The following is a 23,527-nucleotide window of genomic DNA, read 5'->3' on the forward strand; positions in this document are numbered from 1 at the left end:
TGTTTTAAAGCTAGATGTAACTTTAGGGTACTAAAATACTACCATTACCAAAGAACGCATATAATGCCCCTTAGAACTCGAATAAATGGCATTCTTAGCAATTCTATTGCTGTATAGTAAACTCACAAGTGAGTTTAGCACGTTTTTTACGCTTTGCAAAGAAAAATTAAAAAAAAGTGAACAGTTTTTGTAAAATCGGTGAATATATATAATAGCAAGTCCTAACTAAGGTAGTAGCATAAGATTCTTGTCATTGGCCAATAAAAACCCATTCATAGCGTATTTTGAAGGAACCAAATGATATTTAGTGCTACTTGCAGTTTTAAATTATAGCAAATGTCAATCTTAACACTAGACCTCGGCAAACAAACCGGCTGGGCTATTCTTACAGATGGAGTAATTCAAAGTGGGAGCAAAAACTTTCATGGTAGCCGTTTCAGCGGAGGTGGAATGCACTTCTTAAATTTTCGTAGGTGGCTCAATGAGATGAGGGAAAGATTTTCAGATATTGAAGCAGTGTATTTTGAAGAAGTGAGAAGACATTTAGGTACTGACGCTGCACATTGTTATGGTGGTTTTTTTGCCATTTTAACTGCTTGGTGTGAAGAGCATCATATACCATACAAAGGTGTTCCGGTGAAGACGATAAAACGTTTCATAGCAGGCAAAGGCAATGCAAGTAAGGGTGAAGTTATTGAAGCTGTAAGGGGCAAAGGTTTTTTCCCTCAAGACGATAATGAAGCTGATGCTTTGGCATTGATGTTCTATGTTAATAATTTTAGTAAAGATTTTAATATGCTAGATAACACATAGGAAGTGGGTCCTTTCGGCCAGAATGGCGGACTTGGGAGCGAAACCCCGGGCCCTCTCTAGCGTCAGACGTATTTTGATTATTAACTTTTTAACAAGTTATTAAGAATTTAAACATAGCAATTATATGAATTTAGCAATCCACTATTACCCCGTTGAAAATCTTGTCGAATACGATCGTAACCCTCGCAAGAATGACGATGTAGTAAACAGAATGTGTGCCTCTATTCGGGAATTTGGTTTTCGTATCCCAATAGTTGCAAAAAGCGATGGCACTGTGGTTGATGGTCATTTACGCCTCAAAGCAGCAAGAAAACTGGGTATGGAGAGTATTCCCGTAGTCCTCAGTGATAACTTAAGTGAAGCCCAAACCAAAGCTTTTCGTTTACTTGCCAATCAATCAGCTAACTGGGCAAAGTGGGACGATGATCTTTTAAAAGTGGAAATTCAAGAGTTAGAAGATTTGCAGTTTGACCTTAAAATGACCGGATTTGAGCTGGAAAAGGTTCAACGTTTTCTTGATGATTTAGATGGAGAAAACAGTGAAAAAGAAGATTTTTCCGACTTAGCCGGTGATAGCAAAAAGGTAAAAATAACAAAACCAGGGGATCTATGGATTTTAGGTGGTCATCGAATCTACTGTGGTGATAGTTGTCTGGTTGAATCATTTAAAGCGGTATTAGACGATAAAATGGCAGATATTACCGTGTGTGACCCTCCGTATAACTTAGCATATGGTGACAGTCAGGAAAGAGAAGACAAAAAAATACTAAACGATGATCAAGGTGAAAAATACGAACTTTTTCTGTATGACATTTGTTCTCACGTTTTAGCGTACACCAAAGGTGCAATTTACATCTGTGCATCATCATCCGAGCTGGCAACGCTGCAAAAGGTATTTGAAGAAGCAGGTGGTCGTTGGTCGACATTTATAATTTGGGCAAAGAATCATTTTACGCTAGGAAGATCTGATTATCAAAGACAATACGAAACAATATTCTACGGTTGGAAAAATGGCAATAAGCGTGAGTGGCATGGAGGACGTAATCAAAGTGATCTCTGGTTTTACGATAAGCCAACGTACAACTCACTGCACCCAACGATGAAACCAGTGGAGTTAATGGAGAGAGCGATAGTAAACAGCAGTAGACCAGGGGACATAGTTCTTGATCCATTTAGCGGGTCTGGGAGTACGTTGATTGCATGTGAGAGGACAGGAAGAATCTGTAGAACGATAGAGCTAGATCCTACGTTTGTAGATGTGACCATAAAACGTTGGCAAGTATACACGGGAAGAGAAGCGATACTTTCCAATACTGGCAAAACCTTTGCACAAATTCAAGAAGAAAAACGGTAAAAGAAAGGAGAAAAAAGTGGAAGGAGGAAAAATCACGCAGACGGAATGGGCAAGGGAACTGGGAGTTTCAAAGCAATACGTCTGTTATTTAGTAAAGAAAGGAATAGTTGAGCTGGAGGATGGTGTATTAAATAAGACTTGACCTGACACTTTAAAAAAGTAAGTTAAAAATAATAAAAATAAAGGAGTGTTAGATATGAGTACAATACAGACAAAAATATTAAAACCAAAGCTAGGATTATTAGAACTAGCAAAACAACTAGGAAATGTGTCTCAAGCATGCAAAGTGATGGGATACTCAAGAGATACATTTTATCGCTTTAAGGAGTTATATGAAAATGGAGGAGAGGAAGCATTACATGAAATAAGTAAGAAAAAACCGCTATTAGCAAACAGAGTTTCCGACGATATAGAAAGAGCAGTGATTGGTATAGCAACAGAATTTCCAGCATATGGGCAAGAAAGAGCTGCAAATGAACTGAGAAAAAGAGGTATAATAATTTCTCAGGGAGGAGTAAGGTCTGTATGGCTAAGAAATGACCTTGAAACTCTCAAAAAGAGACTTAAAGCACTAGAGACAAAAGTAGCTCAAGACGGAATCATTTTAACTGAAGAACAACTTGCAGCTTTAGAAAAAGTGAAAGAACAAAGGGAAGCTCATGGTGAAATTGAGACGCAACATCCAGGTTATTTGGGTTCTCAAGATACCTATTATGTGGGCAATATCAAAGGTATAGGGCGCATTTATCAGCAAACTTTTGTTGATACTTATTCCAGAGTTGCAATGGTTAAACTTTACACGGACAGAACAGCTATTACAGCTGCAGATCTTCTCAACGATAGAGTTATTCCATTTTTTGATGAGCAGAAAATTCCATTATTACGCATTTTAACTGATAGGGGTACGGAGTACTGTGGCAAGCCCGAAAATCACGCTTATCAGCTTTATTTGGGCATAGAAAACATCGATCATTCTAGAACTAAAGCCAACTCTCCACAGACTAATGGCATATGTAAAAGGTTTCATAGAACCATGCAAGATGAGTGTTACAATATCATCTTTAGAAAGAAAATCTACAGTTCTTTGGAAGATCTACAGATTGATGTTGATCATTGGTTGCGTTCTTATAATGAGACAAGACCTCACTCGGGTAAATATTGCTATGGCAAAACGCCTATGCAAACTTTTCTTGATAGCAAATATATTGCTTTTCAGAAAAATATTAGTAGCATTACACAAGAGCCTGATATTAGTTTTGACTACCTCAATTCTTCTGTCAGTTAATTCTTGTCTGTCAGATCAAATCTTGTCTTTTACAGCTGATAAACCGTTCAGATAATCCCTATAACCTTGATCCGACCTTATTCCTTCCATAAAATTTAACTTATCTAGCGCTTGATTCAGGTAATCAAAGACTAACTGTAGCTTTATTCCTGATTTGGTATTATTCTCACAATCTCTATAGCTACTGCCATATCCTTTGTACATATCTTCCATGCTACTGGGCAGGCTAATGTAGCTGCTATCCAATAATTTAACGCTTCCAAATTGCTGTAAAATTTTGCAATCAATCTGTAGACTTTTTTTAAATAAACACAAAGCTTCGTTATACATTTTTTTCATGAACTCAACTGCTTCTTCACTAAACCTAAAATCTAAACCCTGTTTTGTAATTTCTATCGAGTCTTCATTTAGCAATTGGCACATTGTTTCTATGCTGCAATCATCAACTCCTATGTTACCAAAAACCATAGCTTTTATGAATGATGAGCCATTAAGTTTTCTCTTTCTTTTTATAAAACCTACTGCAATTGATATTTCGTCTGCTTTTTCATTAAAGAATTCATTGAGGTCTTTTGATAAGCAAGCTATTCTGTCCATTGTAAGTTCTCTCATTCATATATCCAAGAGAATTTATACCTTATTATTTTCCTTCACTCTATCAACTTTACTTACACTTTTCCTTAACTTGACGCGTATGGTTTATTTAACACTCCCGAATTTTTTGCAACTTCAATTTTACCTTTTTATATCCAATTTGGATGCATTCTCTACCTATGAGCTGTATGCCTGTAGCATTAAATTTTCCGTTGTCCAATCTTCTGCTCTTTTCCCACTTAGCAAATCTCATCTTTTCCTGTAAATAGTACTTTCTATAGGCTTTTATGGAACTACCACATTTATAGCGATCAGACAGTGCTTGTATAAAAGTTGAAAAATTAGCAAATCCTTATTACTATCACACCAATCTACTATTTCTTCGGATTTATGCGTTCTTTTGTATCGCCAAGTGTACTCTTTACATAATTCTCTTCCGAACCAATAAAAGTTCCCTTCTGATTGCCTAGCCCACAAAGAACAAGGATGATTGTTGTGAGTCAGTTTATATGGGACTTCTATATTCTGATTTATGATACTGACAAAAGGATTTGGATGCTGTTGAAAAAACATTACTCAATAATTGAGCAGTTTCTAATGGCATTTTTACTATATACATAACATTTGCGCCGCAATTGCTGGGTTTTCATCTAGTACAAAGATGTTCATCTAGACATCCAAAGATAAAATTAGCTTAAGTTTTTGATTTCGTCAGCTGTAAGACCAGTAGTTTGGGCTATAATATCAATAGAAACTCCTGCTTTAAGTAGGTTTTTTGCGACCTCAATTTTCTCTGCTTTTCTGCCTTTTTCATGTCCGATTTGGATGCCTTCGTCTCTAGCATCATCAAGTTTTTGAGCGAGGATGCCTTCTTCTTTCCGCAGATCCATTATCCTTTCTTCGTACGCTATCAGATCTTTCTCATTCCAGCGAAACTTGTCTAACTCATCGTATGCTAGCTTTATTATTGGCGATTTTTCTGCAATATCTTTTAGGTCTTCATCTGTAGTATCTTCTGCGTACTTGAAAAAAAAGCACCAGCGCTCTATTGTACTTTCTAGCTGCTCTACTTTGTTTTTTGCGAATTTAGGCAACTCAATAAATATAAAATAGAAATCTTTTAGATCATGCTCATTAGTGTCTTCATCTCGAATAGTATGCTTTGATTTGTACTCAGATTTATTAGGAAACAGTACACAATCTGCTATAGCAATGAAGATAATTTCCTTAAGGTTATGATACTGGTCACCTTTATCAGCTTGCCTTGAGTAAGCTTTAGCAGCATATAGCTGAGCACGTTTCTCAAAGCCCCTATCACGAGCGAGTTGCATCTCGATTACATATCTGAACCCACTAGAATCCTTGCAAAGGACTTCAACGATGCTTTGTTTATCAGAGGCGACTTCAGGATCCATGTAGGTGCTAAGAAACTCAACTTCTTGTATAGTATCTATCCCGGTAAATCCTAAGATATCATTGAGGAAGTGAATAAGAATGTTCTTATTTTTTTCGGTACCAAAGACCTTTTTGAAGGTTAAGTCTAATTTTGGATTGAGAAACTTAGAAAGAGCCATAGCGAGAGTACCTAAAAAGCATTAATAATTATACACAATTCTGAAGAAATATTCAACTTCTTTATTTTTAGTTTATTTTTTAAGTTTTGAATGTGTTGATGAAAAAAATGTCTTCCATAAATGATCTGAGAATAGCATTTCATACTCTAGACTCCTTTTGTACTCTTTTATCAACCATTCTGTAAAGTATCTTAAAAGGCCAGCAAATGGATGTCATGAATTTAGCAACTGTAATGGCCATCAAAGATACCCTTCAATAGCGTTTATTTTTCTCTCATATTAAATTCCTCCTCGGTTAAAATTTTAATACCCAGCTTTTTAGCCTTTTCGAGCTTTGACCCAGGTTTTTCGCCGACAACCAAGAAGTCCGTTTTAGGCGATACACTTGAATGACCTTACCCAGAAAAAGTGGAGAGAAAGTTTAGAATGTTTTTTACAAAAAGAATGATGCATCAAATTGTTCTGGAATGCAATAGTTAATAGTGACGTTGTTTGTTATAAAAAATTTCTATATATTCAAATATAGCAGTTTTGATATGCTGTTTAGAGTGCCGAGAGGTGTCTATTGGTAACTCCCTTTTTAGAGAACTGAAGAAGCTTTCCACAACAGAATTGTCGTAACAACAACCTTTATGACTCATCTATGTTTTTTATGGATAAGAGATATTGATAACCTTGCAAAGTATATTGTGAACCTTGATCACTATGTAATAGTAGATTTTTGGCAGGTTTACGCTTGTTAACGTCCATTAATAAAGAGTCCATAACCAATTGTTTATTTATTGAACTGCTCATTAACTACCATGCGTGAATATAGATCGATTATTGTTGCCAAATATAGCCATCCTTCTTTGGTTTTTATATAAGTAATCCCATACTTTATTTGGTTGATCGACAATAAAGTTTTGGTCTAATATATTGGGAGCTACTGTCCGTTTGTTGTTTCTTAATTTTAAATTTTCTTCTCAATATAGCCTGAATACCATTTTTCTGCATAATACTTTGCACTGTTTTTAAGTTGCAACTTTTACCCAAAGCCTTTAATTCAGCATGAATTTTAGGAGCTCCATATCTACATTTAGAAGCTTGATATATTTTTTGAATATCTGCTAATAACTCTTTATTTGCTGATTCTCTACTGCTTATTTTCCTTGTAGTCCACTTATAGTAGCCACTAGCAGAAAATCCTACATAATTCCTGTACTTTATAGCAGTTACTATATAAAAAAATATTTTACTCTTTTTGACTGGCCAGGGCTTTTTTTAAAATGTCTCTTTCTCTTGTTACTTTTGCTAACTCTTTCTGTAAATCAAATCTCTCTTTGTCATAAGGTGCTACATCTGGAAATGCATTTGCCGCTGACTTTTTTTCGTTATATTTCTTCATCCATTTTCCTAATACACTATCCCTTATTCCTAGATCTCTTGCTACTTTTGCAACTGGTTGACCTACCTTTCTTTGTTCATTTGCCAGCTTAACAGCTTCCAATTTGAATTCTGCCGTATATTCTCTTGCCATTTCTAATCCTCCAAAATTTTATTTTACCCGAAAAAACTCCTTTCTTTCTCTCCACTTTTTCTGGGTAAGGTCAAAGGCGGGCTCAGTAATGCTAGAAGTCAAACCAAAAAAAAGCAACAGCCGGCGAACTCACTCTATTTATAGTACAGATGAAGAGAATTGGATTTATATACCAGTGCCGAAAATAGTTGACAAAGATTGTGTATACTTATTACAATTGTTTGGGTACCAGAAGTTTTTACGGCAACAAAGTATGCACTAACTATAAGTAAGGAAGACTTTAAGCAGGCAATAAAAAAAATGAAGGAACGTTTAAAAGAGATTAAAGGAGAGAAGAAAAAGGTAAAAGGGAATACGGCAGAAAATGAATCTTATTACAAATAGCATAAAGGGCTTTTATTCTAGTGTTAAATCGGACCTAGATTGGCAAGCCAAACGTAGTCTTATTAGGACATTAGTAAAAGAAGTCAACATTGATCTTGATAAAGTAGATGTAGTATTTAAGATCAAAGAACTTGAAAACCCCGCCCAGAATGGACAAAATCAAAAGATGGTACATTGTCTAAGGGGTCTGGGCACTGGGATGACATCTTTTTTCTTGGTACAAATTACTCTTATGTCTCAATATTTGTACAGTTGTGTTATCGGCTGTTTGATGTTTACAACGCAGGAAGTTCATACGGTTGTAAGTCAAGCGGTAGGATGACAAGATTTTGCAAGGGTATTTTTTTTATAGGAGATTAACATGGAAATTTTTCTTGATAGCGTTGATTTAAATGAAATTAAAGGACTAAAGGAGTTCATTGACGGCATAACAACTAATCCTTCTTTAATAGCAAAGTCCGGGCGTAAAGATAAATACGAGGATTTAGTGCGTGAAATATGCTCTATTATAAAAGGGCCTGTTAGTGTTGAAGTTGTTGCAGATAGCCATGAAGAGATGATCACAGAAGGTCTGAATTTAGCAAAAATTGCTGATAATGTTGTGATCAAATTACCTCTTACACATGAAGGATTAATTTCTTGTAAAAAGTTATGGACAGAGCATAAAATACCTGTTAACATCACATTATGTTTTTCTCCTGGACAAGCACTGCTTGCCGCTAAGGTCGGTGCTTGTTTTATTTCCCCCTTTGTTGGTCGCCTTGATGATATAAGCTATGATGGCTTATCGCTAATAGAAGATATATGTACTATATATTCTAATTACGGTTTTGATACTAAAGTTCTTGTTGCATCAGTGAGAAGCCCAGCGCATGTAATAGAAGCTGCAAGGTTTGGTGCTGATTCAATTACTGTGCCAGCAAAAGTACTTAGACAATTAATTAATCACCCACTTACTGACCAAGGGCTAGCAATATTTGAAAAAGACTGGGGTGTAAAATAATAAACGGTTACAAATGAACATAAAAATTGGCGTATCCGTTCAGGCAATGGCGTCAACTTAAGAGCCTTCATTAGCAAACTCTCCTAAAGACATGATGGCGTTTGCTACCTTATTGCGGCTGCCCTGGTCGAATCTTAACTTTATAGCTAACCCAAGAAAGGTTTCCCTACATCATACCGCCGAGGCGCTAACGAGTAGCGGAATGACGAATTTGTTGTTTTTCAAATTGTAGGTAAACCTAAAGCTATAGAAAAAAAGAAGAACCAGTTTCTTAGTTTTTCATTGACATAATCCACTCCATATGCCATAATAAAATTTTATATCTTGGAGAAGGAAATGACATTAAGGTTAATACTACAAGAAGTCAACAGTAGTCCAGATCTGAGTAAGGAAAATTTAATTGATAGAATTAAAGATAAGCTGCAGCAGGAAAATCAACTTATATATGATGAGTGGAAAAAAAACGAATTTGATATAAATTACACGTTTATAGTGCTCAAGTGCAATTTATTACTTATAGCAGCTGAAAATGGCTATGAAAAAGTAGTAAGATACTTAACAAAAAACGGAGCTAATGTTAATGTACAAGATGAATGGGAAAAAACCTCCTTACATTATTCTGCTCAGCATGGGCATGCACAAGTAGTAGAAGTTTTGCTAGAAGAAGGAGCAGACGTTAATGCACAAAATGAAGATAAAGGGACTCCTTTGCATTATGCTGCTTATAGTGGTCATATAGAAGTAGTAAAACATCTTATAAAAAAAGAGGCAGATGTTAATGTAGTGGACAGATATGGAAGAAGTCCTTTACATTATGCTGCTGAGAATGGATACACACAAGTAGTAGAAGTTTTGCTAGAAGAGGGAGCAGACGTTAATGCACAAGATAAAGACGGAAGAACTCCTTTATATTATGCTGTTTATTACACTCATGGTGAACATCCAAGACTAAATTATCAACATCCAAAAGTAGCGAAACTTCTGCTAAATTATGGTGCAGATCCATCATTTATTCATAGACCTAAAGCTATAACAGCAGGAATTACTGTAGGTATATTAGCTGCCATTGTTGCTCCATTAGCACTCATTTATGCTACTGCATTACCTGCACTAGCAATAGTTGTAATTACTGTGGCATCTGCACTGATCGTTGGTGGAATTTCCTATGGGGTTGCATATAAGTCATCAGAGCATTCATTAAACAGTAAGCTAAGTGAGGTTAGCTGCAGTAATGTTGATGGAAATAAACAAACTGTACAACCATAATTATTAATTCACCACAGTAACCGCGCCGTGGCAGTGTTTGTACTTCTTTCCAGAATTACAAGGGCACTTGTCGTTTCTTGAGACTTTGGGAAGTCTGCTATTTCTAGCAGAATGTAACCTATTGCCTATCTCTTGGTTATCTGCCAACTTAAAGTGCGCTAGGCGGTGAATGGTGAGTTCCTTCCATTTTTCAAGCATTGACTCAAACATCAAGAAAGCTTCGCGTTTAAATTCATTCAGTGGATCTTTCTGCCCCATGGCACGTAGGCTTATGCTTTGTCTTAGGCTCTCTAGAACTGAAAGGTGTTCCCTCCATAAATGATCAAGTGTCATTATCATCATTTGCTTCACGATCGTATTCCACAAATCTGTAGTGTGCTGACTGTTGAAATATTTTTCTTTCTCAGTAAAAAATTCTTGTATCTTATCATTTATATAATCCAAAACTTCTTGTTTGTTTAAAAACTTTGCTAAATCTTCTTTATCAAGCGTTATTCCATACCTTGTATGGAATTCTTTGACTATATCTTCAATATAATCCTCATAATAGCCACTTTGGACTATACCTTCTATTACGCTCTCATTTACTTCGCTATATACTTCAAGTAAATCATTAATTTCGTTGCCTAAGATATTGTTTCTCTGCTTAAAAATAACTTTACGTTGGTTGTTGATTACGTCATCAAACTTAAGTAGAGATTTCCGCACGTCATAGTTTCTAGCTTCAACTTTCTTTTGTGCTTTTTCGAGTGCCTTATTGATCCATGGATGATGAATAGCTTCGTTATTCTTTAGCCCTACTTTTTGTAAAAAACTTCTCATTCTATCAGAGCCAAATATTCTCATTAGGTCATCTTCGAGCGATAAAAAGAACTTAGAAAGTCCAGGATCCCCCTGACGACCAGAACGGCCGCGTAATTGATCATCTATTCTCCTGCTTTCATGTCTTTCGGTTCCAACCACACATAAACCACCAGCTTTTATAGCAATTTCCTTATCTTTTTTTACTCTTTCAACTATTTCTTGGTATTTTTTTTCTCTTTCATCAGCATTTTTTATCTTCTTTAGCTCCACCTTTGCAATCATTTCAGCATTTCCACCAAGCTGAATATCAGTTCCACGTCCTGCCATGTTAGTTGCTATGGTGACACTGCCTGGCACTCCAGCTTGTGCTATTATGTACGCCTCTTGTTCATGATAACGAGCGTTTAATACGGAATGCTTAAGAGAATGGCTTTGCAAAAGCGCAGAAAGCTTCTCAGAGTTTTCGATGCTTACCGTGCCGACAAGGACCGGTTGAAGGCGTTTATGGCATTCTTCTATGAACTTTAACACAGCATTAAATTTTTCTTTTCCTGTGCCATAAATTTCATCATCAATATCAACTCTTTTTACAGATACATTGGTTGGAATTTTTACTACATTTAATCTGTATATATCACTAAACTCTTCTGCCTCTGTTGCTGCTGTTCCAGTCATTCCGGAAAGTTTATTGTACATACGAAAGTAATTCTGAAATGTGACCGATGCTAAAGTTCGGTTTTCATGCTGAATTTCAAGATTCTCCTTCGCTTCAAGTGCCTGATGAAGACCATCGGAATATCTCCTGCCCTCCATCATACGCCCAGTAAATTCATCAATAATCACTACCTTGCCATCCTTTACTATATAATCTTTATCAGCAGTAAACAGCTTATGTGCACGTAATGCTTGGTCTATATAATGAGTCATTATCATGCTGTCAGTATCATAGAGCGAGGAATTTTCAGGAATGAGATTGTATGACCTTAGTAGTTCCTCCACTCGTGAAATACCATCTTCAGTCAAGAATACCGTTCTACCTTTTTCATCTACTTCATAATCGGAGTCAACTAATTTGGTTGCTATTTTATTGATATGCTTATATATCTGATTGTTTTCCTCAACCGGGCCAGAAATAATAAGCGGAGTGCGAGCTTCATCAATGAGTATTGAGTCCACTTCATCAACTATTCCGTAGTGAAAGCCTCTCTGAACCATGTCTTCTTGAGAAAATTTCATATTGTCTCGCAGGTAATCAAAGGCAAGCTCGTTATTTGTGGAATACACGATATCTGCACTGTAAGCCTCTTTCCTCTCTTCGTCTGTCAAGTTATTCGTAATAAACGCAACAGAAACCCCAAGAGAATTATATAATTTGCTCATCCACTCTGTGTCTCGTTTTGCAAGATAATCGTTAACAGTTACGACGTGTACGCCTTTCCCTTCTAAAGAATTAAGGTATGCAGCTAAAGTTGCAACGAGTGTCTTTCCCTCTCCTGTTTTCATTTCTGATATCATGCCATTGTGGAGCACCATTCCACCAATCAGTTGAACATCAAAGTGCCTCATGTTAAGAAATCTTCGAGAGGCTTCACGCACAACTGCAAATGCAGGTACGAGAAGATCATTTAACGTTTTCCCATTTTTCAATTCTCGATTGAATTCTTCAGTTTTACCAGCAAGCTCCTCATCAGATAAGCTCTGCATTTCTGTTTCTAATGCATTTATTTGCTGAACAATTTTCCTAAAGGATTTTATTATCTTCTTATTTGTTGACCCAAATATCTTTCTTATAAAAAAGAATGACAACGTAAAAATGAAAAATATAAGAATGGCTGTCAAAATTAGCGGAGAATCTAGCATAAACTTAAGTAAAGTCTTATTTAATATGAGATTATATTACTAAATGCAGCCTACAGCAATTACATATTAGATTTGGGGAGTCTTTATGCTTAAGACAGCAAACAAAATTGACCCTGTTCGGCACTGTTATTACAATGTTAAAGAATCTGTTGCATTATCTTAGGCACTTGGTGACTTTAATTTTTTATAGAAAGAAGTTATTCGTAGGTTTAGTAGGGTATGAATGTAGAAAACAAACAGTCTGAAGTACTTAGTAATCGTACATTTAAGAAGAGAGATGGCACATCAACAGGTGATCATGGTCGCAAGTATGAAGTAAAATTATTAATGCTGTATCTACTTCATGGGTTAAGTAGTAAAATTGACTTTTGGTTAGCATCAAACATAGAAGGTTTTGGAGCCTTTGATGATATTTTTTTTGAGTATAAAGATCAGAAGAACAAATCGAGAATTATCTTGGTTCAAGCTAAGCACTGCAATACACATCGCTCTTCGAAGAATATTACTTTTGAAGATTTGTTTATTGATGGAAATGATAGAAAGCAACAGAAAGAAGATTTCGGGTTAAACAAATATTTTGAATCTCATCCTGAGATTAAGCAAAACCCTGAGTGTAAGAACAGTGATATTACGCTTGTCATTCATACTAATGTCAATGTGAACCTAAAAAAAGGTACAGAGAAGCAAGGAAGCGTAGAAACATTAGAGAAGTATCTGGAAGAGTCAAAGTTAACAAATGATAACACTTTAAATATTTATGAAGGTCAAAAAGGAACGTGCTACAAAATAAAAAATCATACTGAACTGAAAAAATACTTCAGTTGTGGTAGTGACGATGAAATAGAAGATTTTTTACTTAGAATAAGGTTTGTAGTTGATCAACCTAATCATTCAAAATTAGATGATATTATTAAGAAAGAAATAGGGAATATATACAAAATATCAGGGGAAGAAGATATTGATACAGTTTTTGTCCGTGTATATGATAAGGTAGGGAAATGGTGGGCACAACAGGGTAGCAAAGTTTCTTATCTAACAAGAAAAGACGATTATTTTAGGGAAGTTATAGAACATCTTTATAGTCTCAAACCTAGAGAAGATCTATTTGAACGGTGGAACATTCCACCTAAAATAGCTAGTGGAAATTTCATTGAACGAGAATATCTCAATGAAGAAATAGTAAATCATCTAAAGACAAAAAATGAGCCAGTTATATTAACCATACGCGTCAAGTTAAGGAATGTAGAGAGCTTAAAGTAGATACCCTGGTCTTCCTATATCTGTCTTTCAAAGAAAACTTTGACCAGATTATAGTAAGCTTTTTTAGAAAAATTTTTAAATTATTGACAATATTGTTTAATATCAAAAAGAGCTCTCTAACCCGCCTTTTCAATTCAATAAATGCCTTTGTTAAACTGAGCTCCGTGTTCTTTTTTAGTTTTACACAGCCAATCATTCCGTGAAATACGAGAATAGCACATAATTTTGCGTATAGCTCGCACAATACTCTAAATGGATTTGTCTTTCCTTTTAGTTTATCAAGATTGATATGACTTTTATATAGTTTAAATAGTAATTCGATTTGCCATCTTACTCTATAAACCGTCAATATTTGTTCAGCATTAATTTTACTCTCTGGAACATTAGTTATAAATATTGACCAATCTAATAACTTTTGATTCTTTTGAGAAGATGTATATCCATGTGACTTTGCTAATTTATTAGCCTTTCTTCTTCTAGCCATAGACTGTTCTTCAGTTAGCTTTTGACATATAATTCTTACCTTAATTTTTACTTCCTTTCCTAATAATACTTCTTTTTCTGAAGATAATTGACCTTCCAAATACTCCAATAGCTCTATTTTTTGATTTGTTTCTATATCATATATATTGGTATCAGACTTATAACGACTAACAAAATATGCACCTGCTTCATCAATCTGTTTAAAAGAACTAGGCACAAAGTAGCCCAAGTCAAATATTAGCAAATCATTGGCTGATAAACCGTTCAGATAATCCCTATAACCTTGATCCGACCTTATTCCTTCCATAAAATTTAACTTATCTAGCGCTTGATTCAGGTAATCAAAGACTAACTGTAGCTTTATTCCTGATTTGGTATTATTCTCACAATCTCTATAGCTACTGCCATATCCTTTGTACATATCTTCCATGCTACTGGGCAGGCTAATGTAGCTGCTATCCAATAATTTAACGCTTCCAAATTGCTGTAAAATTTTGCAATCAATCTGTAGACTTTTTTTAAATAAACACAAAGCTTCGTTATACATTTTTTTCATGAACTCAACTGCTTCTTCACTAAACCTAAAATCTAAACCCTGTTTTGTAATTTCTATCGAGTCTTCATTTAGCAATTGGCACATTGTTTCTATGCTGCAATCATCAACTCCTATGTTACCAAAAACCATAGCTTTTATGAATGATGAGCCATTAAGTTTTCTCTTTCTTTTTATAAAACCTACTGCAATTGATATTTCGTCTGCTTTTTCATTAAAGAATTCATTGAGGTCTTTTGATAAGCAAGCTATTCTGTCCATTGTAAGTTCTCTCATTCATATATCCAAGAGAATTTATACCTTATTATTTTCCTTCACTCTATCAACTTTACTTACACTTTTCCTTAACTTGACGCGTATGGTTTATTTAACACTCCCAAAAAATTTCTATATATTCAAATATAGCAGTTTTGATATGCTGTTTAGAGTGCCGAGAGGTGTCTATTGGTAACTCCCTTTTTAGAGAACTGAAGAAGCTTTCCACAACAGAATTGTTGTAACAACAACCTTTATGACTCATCTATGTTTTTTATGGATAAGAGATATTGATAACCTTGCGAAGTATATTGTGAACCTTGATCACTATGTAATAGTAGATTTTTGGCAGGTTTACGCTTGTTAACGTCCATTAATAAAGAGTCCATAACCAATTGTTTATTTATTGAACTGCTCATTAACTACCATGCGTGAGAATTATTGCTGCCAAATATAGTCATCCTTCTTTGGTTTTTATATAAGTAATCCCATACTTTATTTGGTTGATCGACAATAAAGTTTTGGTCTAATATATTGGGAGCTACTGTCCGTTTGTTGTTTCTTAATTTTAAATTTTCTTCTCAATATAGCCTGAATACCATTTTTCTGCATAATACTTTGCACTGTTTTTAAGTTGCAACTTTTACCCAAAGCCTTTAATTCAGCATGAATTTTAGGAGCTCCATATCTACATTTAGAAGCTTGATATATTTTTTGAATATCTGCTAATAACTCTTTATTTGCTGATTCTCTACTGCTTATTTTCCTTGTAGTCCACTTATAGTAGCCACTAGCAGAAAACCCTACATAATTCCTGCACTTTATAGTGTTTACTATGCTCTTTTATGAAAAAATATTTTACTCTTTTTGACTGGCCAGGGCTTTTTTTAAAATGTCTCTTTCTCTTGTTACTTTTGCTAACTCTTTCTGTAAATCAAATCTCTCTTTGTCATAAGGTGCTACATCTGGAAATGCATTTGCCGCTGACTTTTTTTCGTTATATTTCTTCATCCATTTTCCTAATACACTATCCCTTATTCCTAGATCTCTTGCTACTTTTGCAACTGGTTGACCTACCTTTCTTTGTTCATTTGCCAGCTTAACAGCTTCCAATTTGAATTCTGCCGTATATTCTCTTGCCATTTCTAATCCTCCAAAATTTTATTTTACCCAAAAAAACTCTTTTCTTTCTCTCCACTTTTTCTGGGTAAGGTCAGTATGGGAAAAGGTGAAAGATGTACTAAAAAACCCAGAGATGATAAAAAAGGAATACCAACGTAGAGTATTAGAAAATAAAAATGATGAATCATCAGAGAAAAAGTTTGCAAGAAGAGAAAATCAAATAAAAGAAGGTATCGAAAAATTAATGGAAGATTATTATAGTCAAGAAAATGCAGGAGAGAAAGGATATATAAGCGAGGAAGAATTTAAACAGACAATGAGAAAAATGAAAGAACGCTTACAAGGGATAGAAGAAGAGAAAAAAAAGGTAGTTGATCAGAAGGCAGTAGAAAAAGGAATAAGTCTTATTATAAATAGCATAAAGAATTTTTATTCTAGTGTAAAATCGAACCTGGAACAGCTAGATTGGCAAACTAAGCGCGGCATTATTAAAGCATTAATAGGACAAATTAACATTGGTTGTGATCAGGTAGAAGTAGGATTTCAGATCGAAGAACCAGCACAGGATGGGGGAATTCTTAATTTGTATCATTGTACTACACATCATAATAAGGGGGTTGGCGAAGGGTGTCAAGTAATTCCGTTCCTTATGGGTAAAAAAAGAGAAACTCTAAGTTGCAGCCGCACAATGTTTCTCTTTTCTGCTGTTGATGATTATTTCGCCTATTGTAACTGCCGCTAGAATAAAGCAATAATATACCTGTGTTAATAAAGAAATAGGTGATACAGAGGCGATGCTACCTGCTAGCAATAGTTGGGAACCATAAGGTAAGATACCTTTTGTAGCACAAGCAAAAACATCTAATAAGTATGCGCTGCGATGTGGCGCAATACTGTGTTTTTGTGCAAGCCTTTTTGCAATGCCACCACTTAGTAAAATAGCAATGGTATTATTGGCAACTAAGGTAGTAAACATAGACGCAATTCCTGCTATCACAAATTCAGCTTTAGTTTTTGTGATATTGCTTTCATCGATGAGTTTATGCAACGCTTTTTGACCTTGCTTGTACATTATATGGCTCAATCCACCGATAAATAGAGCAAATATCACTATTTCGTTTACTTTTTTGAAACCGTCATACACGTCATGAGGAAATTGAATGATAGCATAGTCAAAAAAAGTTATTCCTAGCACACCAGCAATAATTATGTTTATAGTTATTGTTACTAAAGTGGCGACTTCAAGCAGCCCCATGATTATTAAAGAAATGTAAGGAATAATTTTTATTATAGAATAATAATCTAAATTTGATATAGAAATAATTTTTGTACTATTTGAGGCAACTGCTAGGTAGATGAGTGTTATAATGCTGGCAATAAGTGCAACTTTAGAGTTCATTTTAAGTTTATCTTTTGCTGAAGCTTCCTGTGAAGAAACAGATGCAATGGTGGTATCAGATATCATCGAAAGGTTATCGCCAAACACGGCACCACCTACTACAGTTGCAGTTCCTATTTCGAGACCAAAAGCTCCACTTTTTGCCAGATTAACAGCTATAGGTACCATCAGCGCAACAACTCCCATAGATGTGCCAATTGCAGTTGAAATAAAAGCAGAAGCCAAAAATACTCCAGGCAGCAGTAATCTTGCTGGAAGGAAATTAAGAATTAAATTAGCAACAGTGTCTGCGCTACCGATTGATTGAGTCACCGCAGAAAATGCTCCAGAAAATAAAAAAATTAAACACATAGTAAGGGTGTTTTTGTCACCCATGCCCTTGATAACAGTATCGATGTTATGCTGAATTTTATTTGTACCACGTGAGACAGCAAAAAATAGTGCTGGTAATAAGCAGATTACTGGTGAAACCTGATGAAGTGGATTATCAGTTCCGATAAAAGAAAAATAAGCACCACTTCCAAGATACAAGATTAAAAAAATAATCAAGGGGACAAAAGCTGTCATTTTGCTGTACCTAAACTTATAACTATAACTAATTAAGTGGTTTTAAGCAAGTTTGGTTTTCACTAGTTCTACAGGAAGTCAATAGCAGAGTTTTAAACTTCATATTTAATCTACTAAATAAATAGCACATGTAGCTTATTGCTTGACAATAGGATCTAATTGTTGTCTAGATTCCAGCATCACGCGCACAACTGTACGAACATTTGTTTGCGAAGAAATGTTATAGCTGGTTTTGCTTCAAACACAAAGATATCATCCGAGTAGCTGAATACTTGGATCCAGAAAATTTTGCTGCGAATAAGCAAATTTGTTTGGTGAGCATAGAAAGTGGAATGTGTAAGCGCAGCCTCAACAGGGTGTCATCCAAGTAGCTGACTACTTGGATCCAGATTGGATACTGAGTTGGTGAGTATAAAAGTATAGCTAACGCGAGCTCTACGTCATACCGCCGCAGAATAATTAACCGTCATACCGCGATTCATTCGCAGTATCCCTTCGCGGTATCCCTTAGCCGCTAACAAGCAGCGGGATGACGGTTGTCGTTTAGCCATAAACATTAAGGAATTTACCAAATAAAAAAAAAGGCAAAAGAAGCCCCGTGGTTGGCTAATTACTTACATTATACTTTCAAGTATGGCGTTTTTTTATTCTAAACGCTTAATAACCGCGATTTAGCTGCTTTTTAATGCAACTAACCTTTAGTCATAAATGTTTAAGAAATTTACTAAACAGAAAAAAAGGCAAAAGAAACCCTAGGGTAGCTAATTATTCACTATCCATTTTTTAAGTTGGCGTTTTTTGATGTTTTAAATGCTTTATAAGCGTATTTCAGCTTGTATAGGTAAAAACCTAGAAATTTGATAAAGACATAGAGTGCACATAGTGCAAAAAATTAAACATGAGACGCCAGATACGTGAGTTTTTTTGTCATTTAATCTGTACAGAGAAGATAAATAAATAGCTTCAGTTTCATGATAAGGAGGCTGGCGGAGTTTGTCAAGGAAGTTTTTTCGTTTCTAATGGTTGTTAACGTGCTGCCAAAAACTATGCAAGAAGTCTATTGAAATCGCGTATATCAATCGTTGTAAAATCACACAATTGCTCTGTAGAGCTATGCCCTGTAATAATTACTATACCATTTTGCTCAGAGCGTATTGAGATTAAGTTCAGCACTAATTCACACGTTGCACTATCAAGATTACAAAATGGTTCATCTATCAGCCAAACGTTTGCATTAGAAATCAAGAGGCGAGCAAGCGCAACTCTCCTTTTCCAGCCTGCAGAAAGTTCGCCATATCTAATATTAAGTACAGGTTGCAACTGCAAGCAACAAATAGCTGCCACAATCAATTCTCTAGTATTTCGTATTCCTGCCCAGAATTCTACGTTTTGAGCAACAGTTAAGCTATCTTTACAGGCATTCTTATGGCCTATATAGACCATAGAAGATATATAGGATTTTGGATCATCATATATATCTTTTCCGCAGTGCCTTATATTGCCTGATACCGGCGGTAAAAGTCCAGATAAACTTCTAATTAAGCTGGTTTTACCACTACCATTTGGACCAGTGATTAGAATCTTTGATTTTAGCTCAGCTTTAAAACTGAGATTCTTAAATAGTACCTTATTATTACGAGTGCAGGATAAATTTTCACATTCAAGCATGGATTATCTGCCCTTTCCCTTATGTTTACCTTGAGTTGAAGCCTGAGCTTTTACAAACAGCTCCCAAAATCCTTTCTGTCCGCCTTCTCTATGTATCAATTGTGCAAAACGCTGCATTAAACCATTACCCATCATAACCATCTTTGTCCATTTACCTACCGGTTTTGCTATGTCAACTATTTCTGGATCTTCTTTATAAACTTGCACATCTTTTTGTTTCTCGCGTAGCGTTTCTTGTTGTTTCAGCAACTCTTTTTGCTTATTTTTTTGATATAATTCATTGAATTTTCTGTCTTCTTCCCACTCTTCTTTAAAAACTTTTCTAGGAAATATGATTTTTCTAATGCGATTTTTGTATATTTTTCTCAAAAAGAGAAATACTGCAGCTACAGCAAGTAATGTTACGCTATATAATATGATCTGTGTAAGTGGCATTTCCTGTATCTAATTCATTAAAAATACCCTTGCTATTATACCATAATTATAGAAATTGTGCAATTTTTTTGCGGGTAAAGACAATATAAAAGCAGTACTGCTCTATTTCGAAAATTGCGCAAATATCTGACGAACGGGCTTGTATGTAATAAGGTTTATTTCTATACTTCTTAAAGAATTTAGAAGTAAAACAAATATGAACTGCTATAAAACTCATACGTGCAATGAACTGAGGAAGAACGACGTAGAAAAGGAAGTTACCCTTTCTGGATGGTTATATCGTAAGCGCGACCATGGTAACCTAATTTTTGTTGATTTAAGGGACTTCTACGGAATCACTCAGCTAGTATTTAATAATGACAAAGACTTTTTTGATGAGATATCAAATTTAAAATTGGAGAGTGTAATTACTGTTACAGGAATAGTTGAAGCTAGAACTGAAGATACGGTAAACAGCTCTATTTCTACCGGAGAAATCGAGGTGATAGTCAACAATTTGCGCGTTGAGTCGGAAGTTGAGTTCCACTTTGATGAAGAAATAGCAAAAGAAGAAAGAAGTATATTGGCAAGCATTACCGGCGAGCAAGAATACCCAGAAAACATGAGATTTAAATATCGATTTCTTGACTTAAGACGTGAAAAAGTCCGCAACAATATTATTTTGCGCTCACAAATTATTGCAGAGCTCCGCAAGCTCATGATAGAGCGAGGATTTTTAGAGATTCAAACTCCAATACTCACTGCTTCCTCTCCTGAAGGAGCACGCGACTACCTAGTGCCAAGCAGGCTAAATCCTGGCAAGTTCTATGCATTGCCACAAGCTCCGCAGATTTTCAAACAGTTGCTCATGGTTTCAGGGTTTGATAAATATTTCCAAATTGCACCATGTTTTCGTGATGAAGACGCAAGGGCTGACCGTTCTCCGGGAGAGTTTTATCAGCTAGATCTTGAAATGTCTTTTGTGACTCAAGAGGACATATTTGACGTTATTGAATCTGCTTTATATAAAGTGTTCGCCAAATTTTCTCGCAAGTCTGTCGATAAAGATTTTCCACGCATTACATACAAAGAGGCAATGCTTAAGTATGGTTCTGACAAGCCAGATTTGCGTAATCCACTATTAATCAGCGATGTTACAGAAATTTTTCGTGATTCAGGGTTCAATATTTTCAAAAGCAATATTGAGCGTGGTATGGTAGTGAGAGCCATCCCTGCACCTAAAACAGCAGAGGAACCACGCAGCTTCTTTGATAAAAAGATAGAACATGCGCAAAAAGAATTCGGTGCTAAGGGTCTTGGATATATAACGTTTGATAAAGATGGAACTGCGAAAGGCCCAATTGCTAAATTTCTTGATGAAAATAGGCTAAACCACATAAGAGAAGCAACAAACATAGAGCCAGGAGATAGTGTATTTTTTGCTTCTGACAAAGAGAATGAGGCGGCAAACATTGCAGGAAAAGTACGCACTCTTTTAGGGTCAGAACTCAGTCTTATAGATGATAATATCTTCAAGTTTTGTTGGATCATTGATTTTCCATATTTTGTATATGACGATAAAAGTAAAAAAATAGATTTCTTTCATAACCCATTCTCCATGCCACACGGTGGTCTGAAAGATTTAGAGGACAAAAATCCACTGGATATCCTTGCTTACCAATATGATCTTGTTTGCAATGGAATAGAACTGTCAAGTGGGGCGATTCGTAATAACAAACTGGATATCATGTATAAAGCTTTTGCCATTGCAGGTTATAGCCGGGGAGAAGTTGATACAAGATTCGGTGCACTTGTACGTGCATTCAGATTTGGTGTTCCTCCTCATGGTGGAATAGCACCAGGAGTTGATAGAATAGTTATGCTGCTTGCTGATGAGCCAAATATTCGTGAAGTAATCTGTTTTCCTATGAACCAGCAAGGTGAAGATGTTCTAATGGGTGCTCCTTCCAAGTTGGAGGATAAGCATTTACGTGAATTATCCTTGAAGGTTATTGAATGAAAAATTTTATAGCAAGGAGCACCGGTTAATGATATATTAGGTTATGTTAAATTGAAAGACCATGAATAATATCCGAAAAGCAATACTATCGGGCATGATCTGTAACATGATTGTGTGGTATGAACTCACTCTTTTTGGAGTATTAACAGATACAATCATCAACGTTTTTTTCCCATCAGAAGATCATTATTTGAGTACACTCAAATTCCTTGGTGTTTTTGCAATTGGTTTTGCGTTTAGACCAATTGGTGCAGTAATTTTTGGTTATATGGGAGATAAGTATGGCAGAAGAAAGACTTTACTTACTTCAGTAATATTAATTTCAATATCATCCACAATTATGGGAATTATACCTGGGTATAAAGAAATAGGGTTGCTTTCACCTGTATTGCTTGTGTTTTGTAGAATAGTGCAAGGAATAACTGCAGGAGGTGAAACAAGCATTAATACAGCATTTACGATAGAGCATTCAAAAGATAAAAAAAATCTAGGTTTCTTAGGAAGTATGAAGCCCTTTAGCGGAGCCCTTGGAACGCTCTTATGCATAACAATGATATTTATCTGCAAAAGAGTTACAGGTGAGAACTATGAAATATGGGGATGGAAGTTGCTTTTTTATTTTTGCTTTTTTTTGGGGACAATAGGTTTTTTAACTAGGTACATATTAAAAGAAAGCTTAGGATATAAAACTAATAAGTACGCTAATAATTTAGCACATTCACCATTGTTAGAACTAGTAAGAAACTATAAAAGACCGCTTATTATTTCAATCAATCTGGGAATTGCTCAGAATGCAATTGTCTACGCAGCAATAATGTTTTATAATATATCAATAAAAGAGCTAGTTATTTTATCTATTAGTGTTAAAGATTTAATGAGGATAGTAATACAGGTTGTATTTGCAGCATCTGCGGTACTTTTTGCAATTTTATCTGATAAAGTTGGAAGAAAACGCGTAATGATTCCTGTACTGATTATGCTATCTCTGATTGGTACATGTGTATTACCATTATTATCTTCCGTTAACCACTATGTCGTAATAATAACTTACTTATTGATTACTATACCAGTAGGTGCATCTTTTGGAATATATGGTTCTGTTATTTGTGAACTGTTTCCAACAAAAGTAAGATGCACTGGCGTAAGCTTAGCAAATAATATATCTGCAGGAATTTTTGGTGGCCTTTCTCCATACATATGCATGTGGCTTATAGAAAAAACCGAAACAAAACTTGCAGCAGGCATTTATCTTACTGCCTGCACATTAATTAGCCTAATATCTGTGCTTCAAATTAAAGCCAAAGACAGAAAAGTTGATTGGTGAAATCGT

At 35.4% G+C, this 23,527-nt stretch carries 23 protein-coding genes and 4 pseudogenes; 12 read left to right on the forward strand and 15 right to left on the reverse strand.

Features of this window, described 5'->3' with window-relative positions; translation table 11 throughout:
- Nucleotides 1-336: 336 nt before the first annotated feature.
- The 4 genes and pseudogenes from ABWU32_RS03925 to ABWU32_RS03940 all read left to right on the forward strand — a co-directional run bounded on the left by ABWU32_RS03925 (nt 337) and on the right by ABWU32_RS03940 (nt 3,452).
- A complete protein-coding gene (locus tag ABWU32_RS03925) occupies nt 337-813 on the forward strand; it encodes a crossover junction endodeoxyribonuclease RuvC (RefSeq protein ID WP_015588906.1) in 477 nt (158 codons plus the stop codon).
- Nucleotides 814-937: 124 nt separating this feature from the next.
- Complete coding sequence (locus ABWU32_RS03930; RefSeq protein ID WP_174517000.1) at nt 938-2,167, forward strand: DNA modification methylase; 1,230 nt, start codon at nt 938-940, stop codon at nt 2,165-2,167.
- A 16-nt stretch (nt 2,168-2,183) separates the two neighbouring features.
- Nucleotides 2,184-2,303: pseudogene (locus ABWU32_RS03935) on the forward strand (MarR family transcriptional regulator); the annotation flags it as partial.
- A gap of 60 nt (nt 2,304-2,363) precedes the next feature.
- Nucleotides 2,364-3,452 carry an IS481-like element ISWpi2 family transposase gene (locus ABWU32_RS03940; RefSeq protein ID WP_015588908.1) on the forward strand — a complete coding sequence of 363 codons (1,089 nt, stop codon included), beginning with the start codon at nt 2,364-2,366 and terminating at the stop codon, nt 3,450-3,452.
- 36 nt (nt 3,453-3,488) lie between these two features.
- Here the strand turns inward: ABWU32_RS03940 and ABWU32_RS03945 are convergent.
- The 7 genes and pseudogenes from ABWU32_RS03945 to ABWU32_RS03975 all read right to left on the reverse strand — a co-directional run.
- Nucleotides 3,489-4,049, reverse strand: a pseudogene (locus tag ABWU32_RS03945) (IS4-like element ISWosp9 family transposase); the annotation flags it as partial.
- 106 nt (nt 4,050-4,155) lie between these two features.
- Nucleotides 4,156-4,715: pseudogene (locus tag ABWU32_RS03950) on the reverse strand (hypothetical protein).
- Between the two features lie 20 nt (nt 4,716-4,735).
- Nucleotides 4,736-5,620: an Rpn family recombination-promoting nuclease/putative transposase gene (locus ABWU32_RS03955; protein WP_015589065.1), complete on the reverse strand. Its 885-nt coding sequence runs from the start codon at nt 5,618-5,620 to the stop codon at nt 4,736-4,738.
- Between the two features lie 263 nt (nt 5,621-5,883).
- Nucleotides 5,884-5,997, reverse strand: a pseudogene (locus ABWU32_RS03960) (BRCT domain-containing protein); the annotation flags it as partial.
- A gap of 99 nt (nt 5,998-6,096) precedes the next feature.
- Nucleotides 6,097-6,261, reverse strand: a complete 165-nt coding sequence (locus ABWU32_RS03965) for an IS3 family transposase (protein ID WP_081600772.1) — start codon at nt 6,259-6,261, stop codon at nt 6,097-6,099.
- Nucleotides 6,262-6,499: 238 nt separating this feature from the next.
- The gene (locus tag ABWU32_RS03970) at nt 6,500-6,853 is read right to left on the reverse strand and encodes an IS3 family transposase (protein WP_095866555.1); all 354 of its coding nucleotides are present in this window, start codon (nt 6,851-6,853) and stop codon (nt 6,500-6,502) included.
- Nucleotide 6,854: 1 nt separating this feature from the next.
- Nucleotides 6,855-7,139 (reverse strand): transposase, encoded by a 285-nt coding sequence (locus tag ABWU32_RS03975; protein WP_038198869.1) that lies wholly within the window; start codon nt 7,137-7,139, stop codon nt 6,855-6,857.
- Nucleotides 7,140-7,337: 198 nt separating this feature from the next.
- On the opposite strand from ABWU32_RS03975, the gene ABWU32_RS03980 reads away from it, so the two are divergent.
- From ABWU32_RS03980 to ABWU32_RS03995, 4 genes are all read left to right on the forward strand, one after another.
- Entirely contained in the window at nt 7,338-7,523 is a 186-nt protein-coding gene (locus tag ABWU32_RS03980; protein WP_006280029.1) for a hypothetical protein, read from the forward strand.
- On the forward strand, nt 7,504-7,845 hold the full coding sequence (locus ABWU32_RS03985) for a hypothetical protein (protein ID WP_041573517.1): 342 nt from the start codon (nt 7,504-7,506) through the stop codon (nt 7,843-7,845). Before ABWU32_RS03980 ends, ABWU32_RS03985 begins: the two co-directional genes overlap by 20 nt.
- A gap of 39 nt (nt 7,846-7,884) precedes the next feature.
- The gene (gene fsa, locus ABWU32_RS03990; RefSeq protein WP_015589064.1) at nt 7,885-8,526 is read left to right on the forward strand and encodes a fructose-6-phosphate aldolase; all 642 of its coding nucleotides are present in this window, start codon (nt 7,885-7,887) and stop codon (nt 8,524-8,526) included.
- A gap of 336 nt (nt 8,527-8,862) precedes the next feature.
- On the forward strand, nt 8,863-9,792 hold the full coding sequence (locus ABWU32_RS03995) for an ankyrin repeat domain-containing protein (RefSeq protein ID WP_174516903.1): 930 nt from the start codon (nt 8,863-8,865) through the stop codon (nt 9,790-9,792).
- Between the two features lie 3 nt (nt 9,793-9,795).
- Here ABWU32_RS03995 and secA read toward each other — a convergent pair whose 3' ends face one another.
- Nucleotides 9,796-12,456 carry a preprotein translocase subunit SecA gene (secA, locus tag ABWU32_RS04000; RefSeq protein WP_353278369.1) on the reverse strand — a complete coding sequence of 887 codons (2,661 nt, stop codon included), beginning with the start codon at nt 12,454-12,456 and terminating at the stop codon, nt 9,796-9,798.
- 219 nt (nt 12,457-12,675) lie between these two features.
- Between secA and ABWU32_RS04005 the strand changes: the two genes are divergently transcribed.
- The gene (locus ABWU32_RS04005; protein WP_353278371.1) at nt 12,676-13,716 is read left to right on the forward strand and encodes a hypothetical protein; all 1,041 of its coding nucleotides are present in this window, start codon (nt 12,676-12,678) and stop codon (nt 13,714-13,716) included.
- Here ABWU32_RS04005 and ABWU32_RS04010 read toward each other — a convergent pair.
- From ABWU32_RS04010 to ABWU32_RS04025, 4 genes are all read right to left on the reverse strand, one after another.
- Nucleotides 13,685-15,013: an IS4-like element ISWosp9 family transposase gene (locus ABWU32_RS04010; protein WP_041573564.1), complete on the reverse strand. Its 1,329-nt coding sequence runs from the start codon at nt 15,011-15,013 to the stop codon at nt 13,685-13,687. The two genes, ABWU32_RS04005 and ABWU32_RS04010, sit on opposite strands and share 32 nt — an antisense overlap.
- Before the next feature lie 106 nt (nt 15,014-15,119).
- Nucleotides 15,120-15,272 (reverse strand): IS3 family transposase, encoded by a 153-nt coding sequence (locus ABWU32_RS04015; RefSeq protein ID WP_141457203.1) that lies wholly within the window; start codon nt 15,270-15,272, stop codon nt 15,120-15,122.
- A gap of 230 nt (nt 15,273-15,502) precedes the next feature.
- Nucleotides 15,503-15,844: an IS3 family transposase gene (locus ABWU32_RS04020; RefSeq protein ID WP_095866567.1), complete on the reverse strand. Its 342-nt coding sequence runs from the start codon at nt 15,842-15,844 to the stop codon at nt 15,503-15,505.
- Nucleotides 15,845-15,865: 21 nt separating this feature from the next.
- A complete protein-coding gene (locus ABWU32_RS04025; RefSeq protein ID WP_038198869.1) occupies nt 15,866-16,150 on the reverse strand; it encodes a transposase in 285 nt (94 codons plus the stop codon).
- Between the two features lie 85 nt (nt 16,151-16,235).
- On the opposite strand from ABWU32_RS04025, the gene ABWU32_RS04030 reads away from it, so the two are divergent.
- Nucleotides 16,236-16,871 (forward strand): hypothetical protein, encoded by a 636-nt coding sequence (locus tag ABWU32_RS04030; protein WP_041573515.1) that lies wholly within the window; start codon nt 16,236-16,238, stop codon nt 16,869-16,871.
- On the opposite strand, the gene ABWU32_RS04035 is transcribed toward ABWU32_RS04030, so the two are convergent.
- The 3 genes from ABWU32_RS04035 to ABWU32_RS04045 all read right to left on the reverse strand — a co-directional run bounded on the left by ABWU32_RS04035 (nt 16,800) and on the right by ABWU32_RS04045 (nt 20,198).
- Nucleotides 16,800-18,095, reverse strand: a complete 1,296-nt coding sequence (locus ABWU32_RS04035; RefSeq protein ID WP_006280467.1) for a Na+/H+ antiporter NhaC family protein — start codon at nt 18,093-18,095, stop codon at nt 16,800-16,802. The genes ABWU32_RS04030 and ABWU32_RS04035 overlap by 72 nt on opposite strands.
- A 1,044-nt stretch (nt 18,096-19,139) precedes the next feature.
- A complete protein-coding gene (gene ccmA, locus ABWU32_RS04040; protein ID WP_015589045.1) occupies nt 19,140-19,763 on the reverse strand; it encodes a heme ABC exporter ATP-binding protein CcmA in 624 nt (207 codons plus the stop codon).
- Between the two features lie 3 nt (nt 19,764-19,766).
- A complete protein-coding gene (locus ABWU32_RS04045) occupies nt 19,767-20,198 on the reverse strand; it encodes a hypothetical protein (RefSeq protein ID WP_006279891.1) in 432 nt (143 codons plus the stop codon).
- Between the two features lie 196 nt (nt 20,199-20,394).
- On the opposite strand from ABWU32_RS04045, the gene aspS reads away from it, so the two are divergent.
- Nucleotides 20,395-22,197 (forward strand): aspartate--tRNA ligase, encoded by a 1,803-nt coding sequence (aspS, locus tag ABWU32_RS04050; RefSeq protein WP_353278373.1) that lies wholly within the window; start codon nt 20,395-20,397, stop codon nt 22,195-22,197.
- A gap of 61 nt (nt 22,198-22,258) precedes the next feature.
- Nucleotides 22,259-23,521, forward strand: a complete 1,263-nt coding sequence (locus ABWU32_RS04055; RefSeq protein ID WP_353278375.1) for an MFS transporter — start codon at nt 22,259-22,261, stop codon at nt 23,519-23,521.
- Nucleotides 23,522-23,527 lie beyond the last annotated feature (6 nt).

The sequence above is a fragment of the Wolbachia endosymbiont (group A) of Udea olivalis genome, from assembly GCF_964028365.1.
Taxonomy (GTDB): Bacteria; Pseudomonadota; Alphaproteobacteria; order Rickettsiales; family Anaplasmataceae; genus Wolbachia; species Wolbachia pipientis.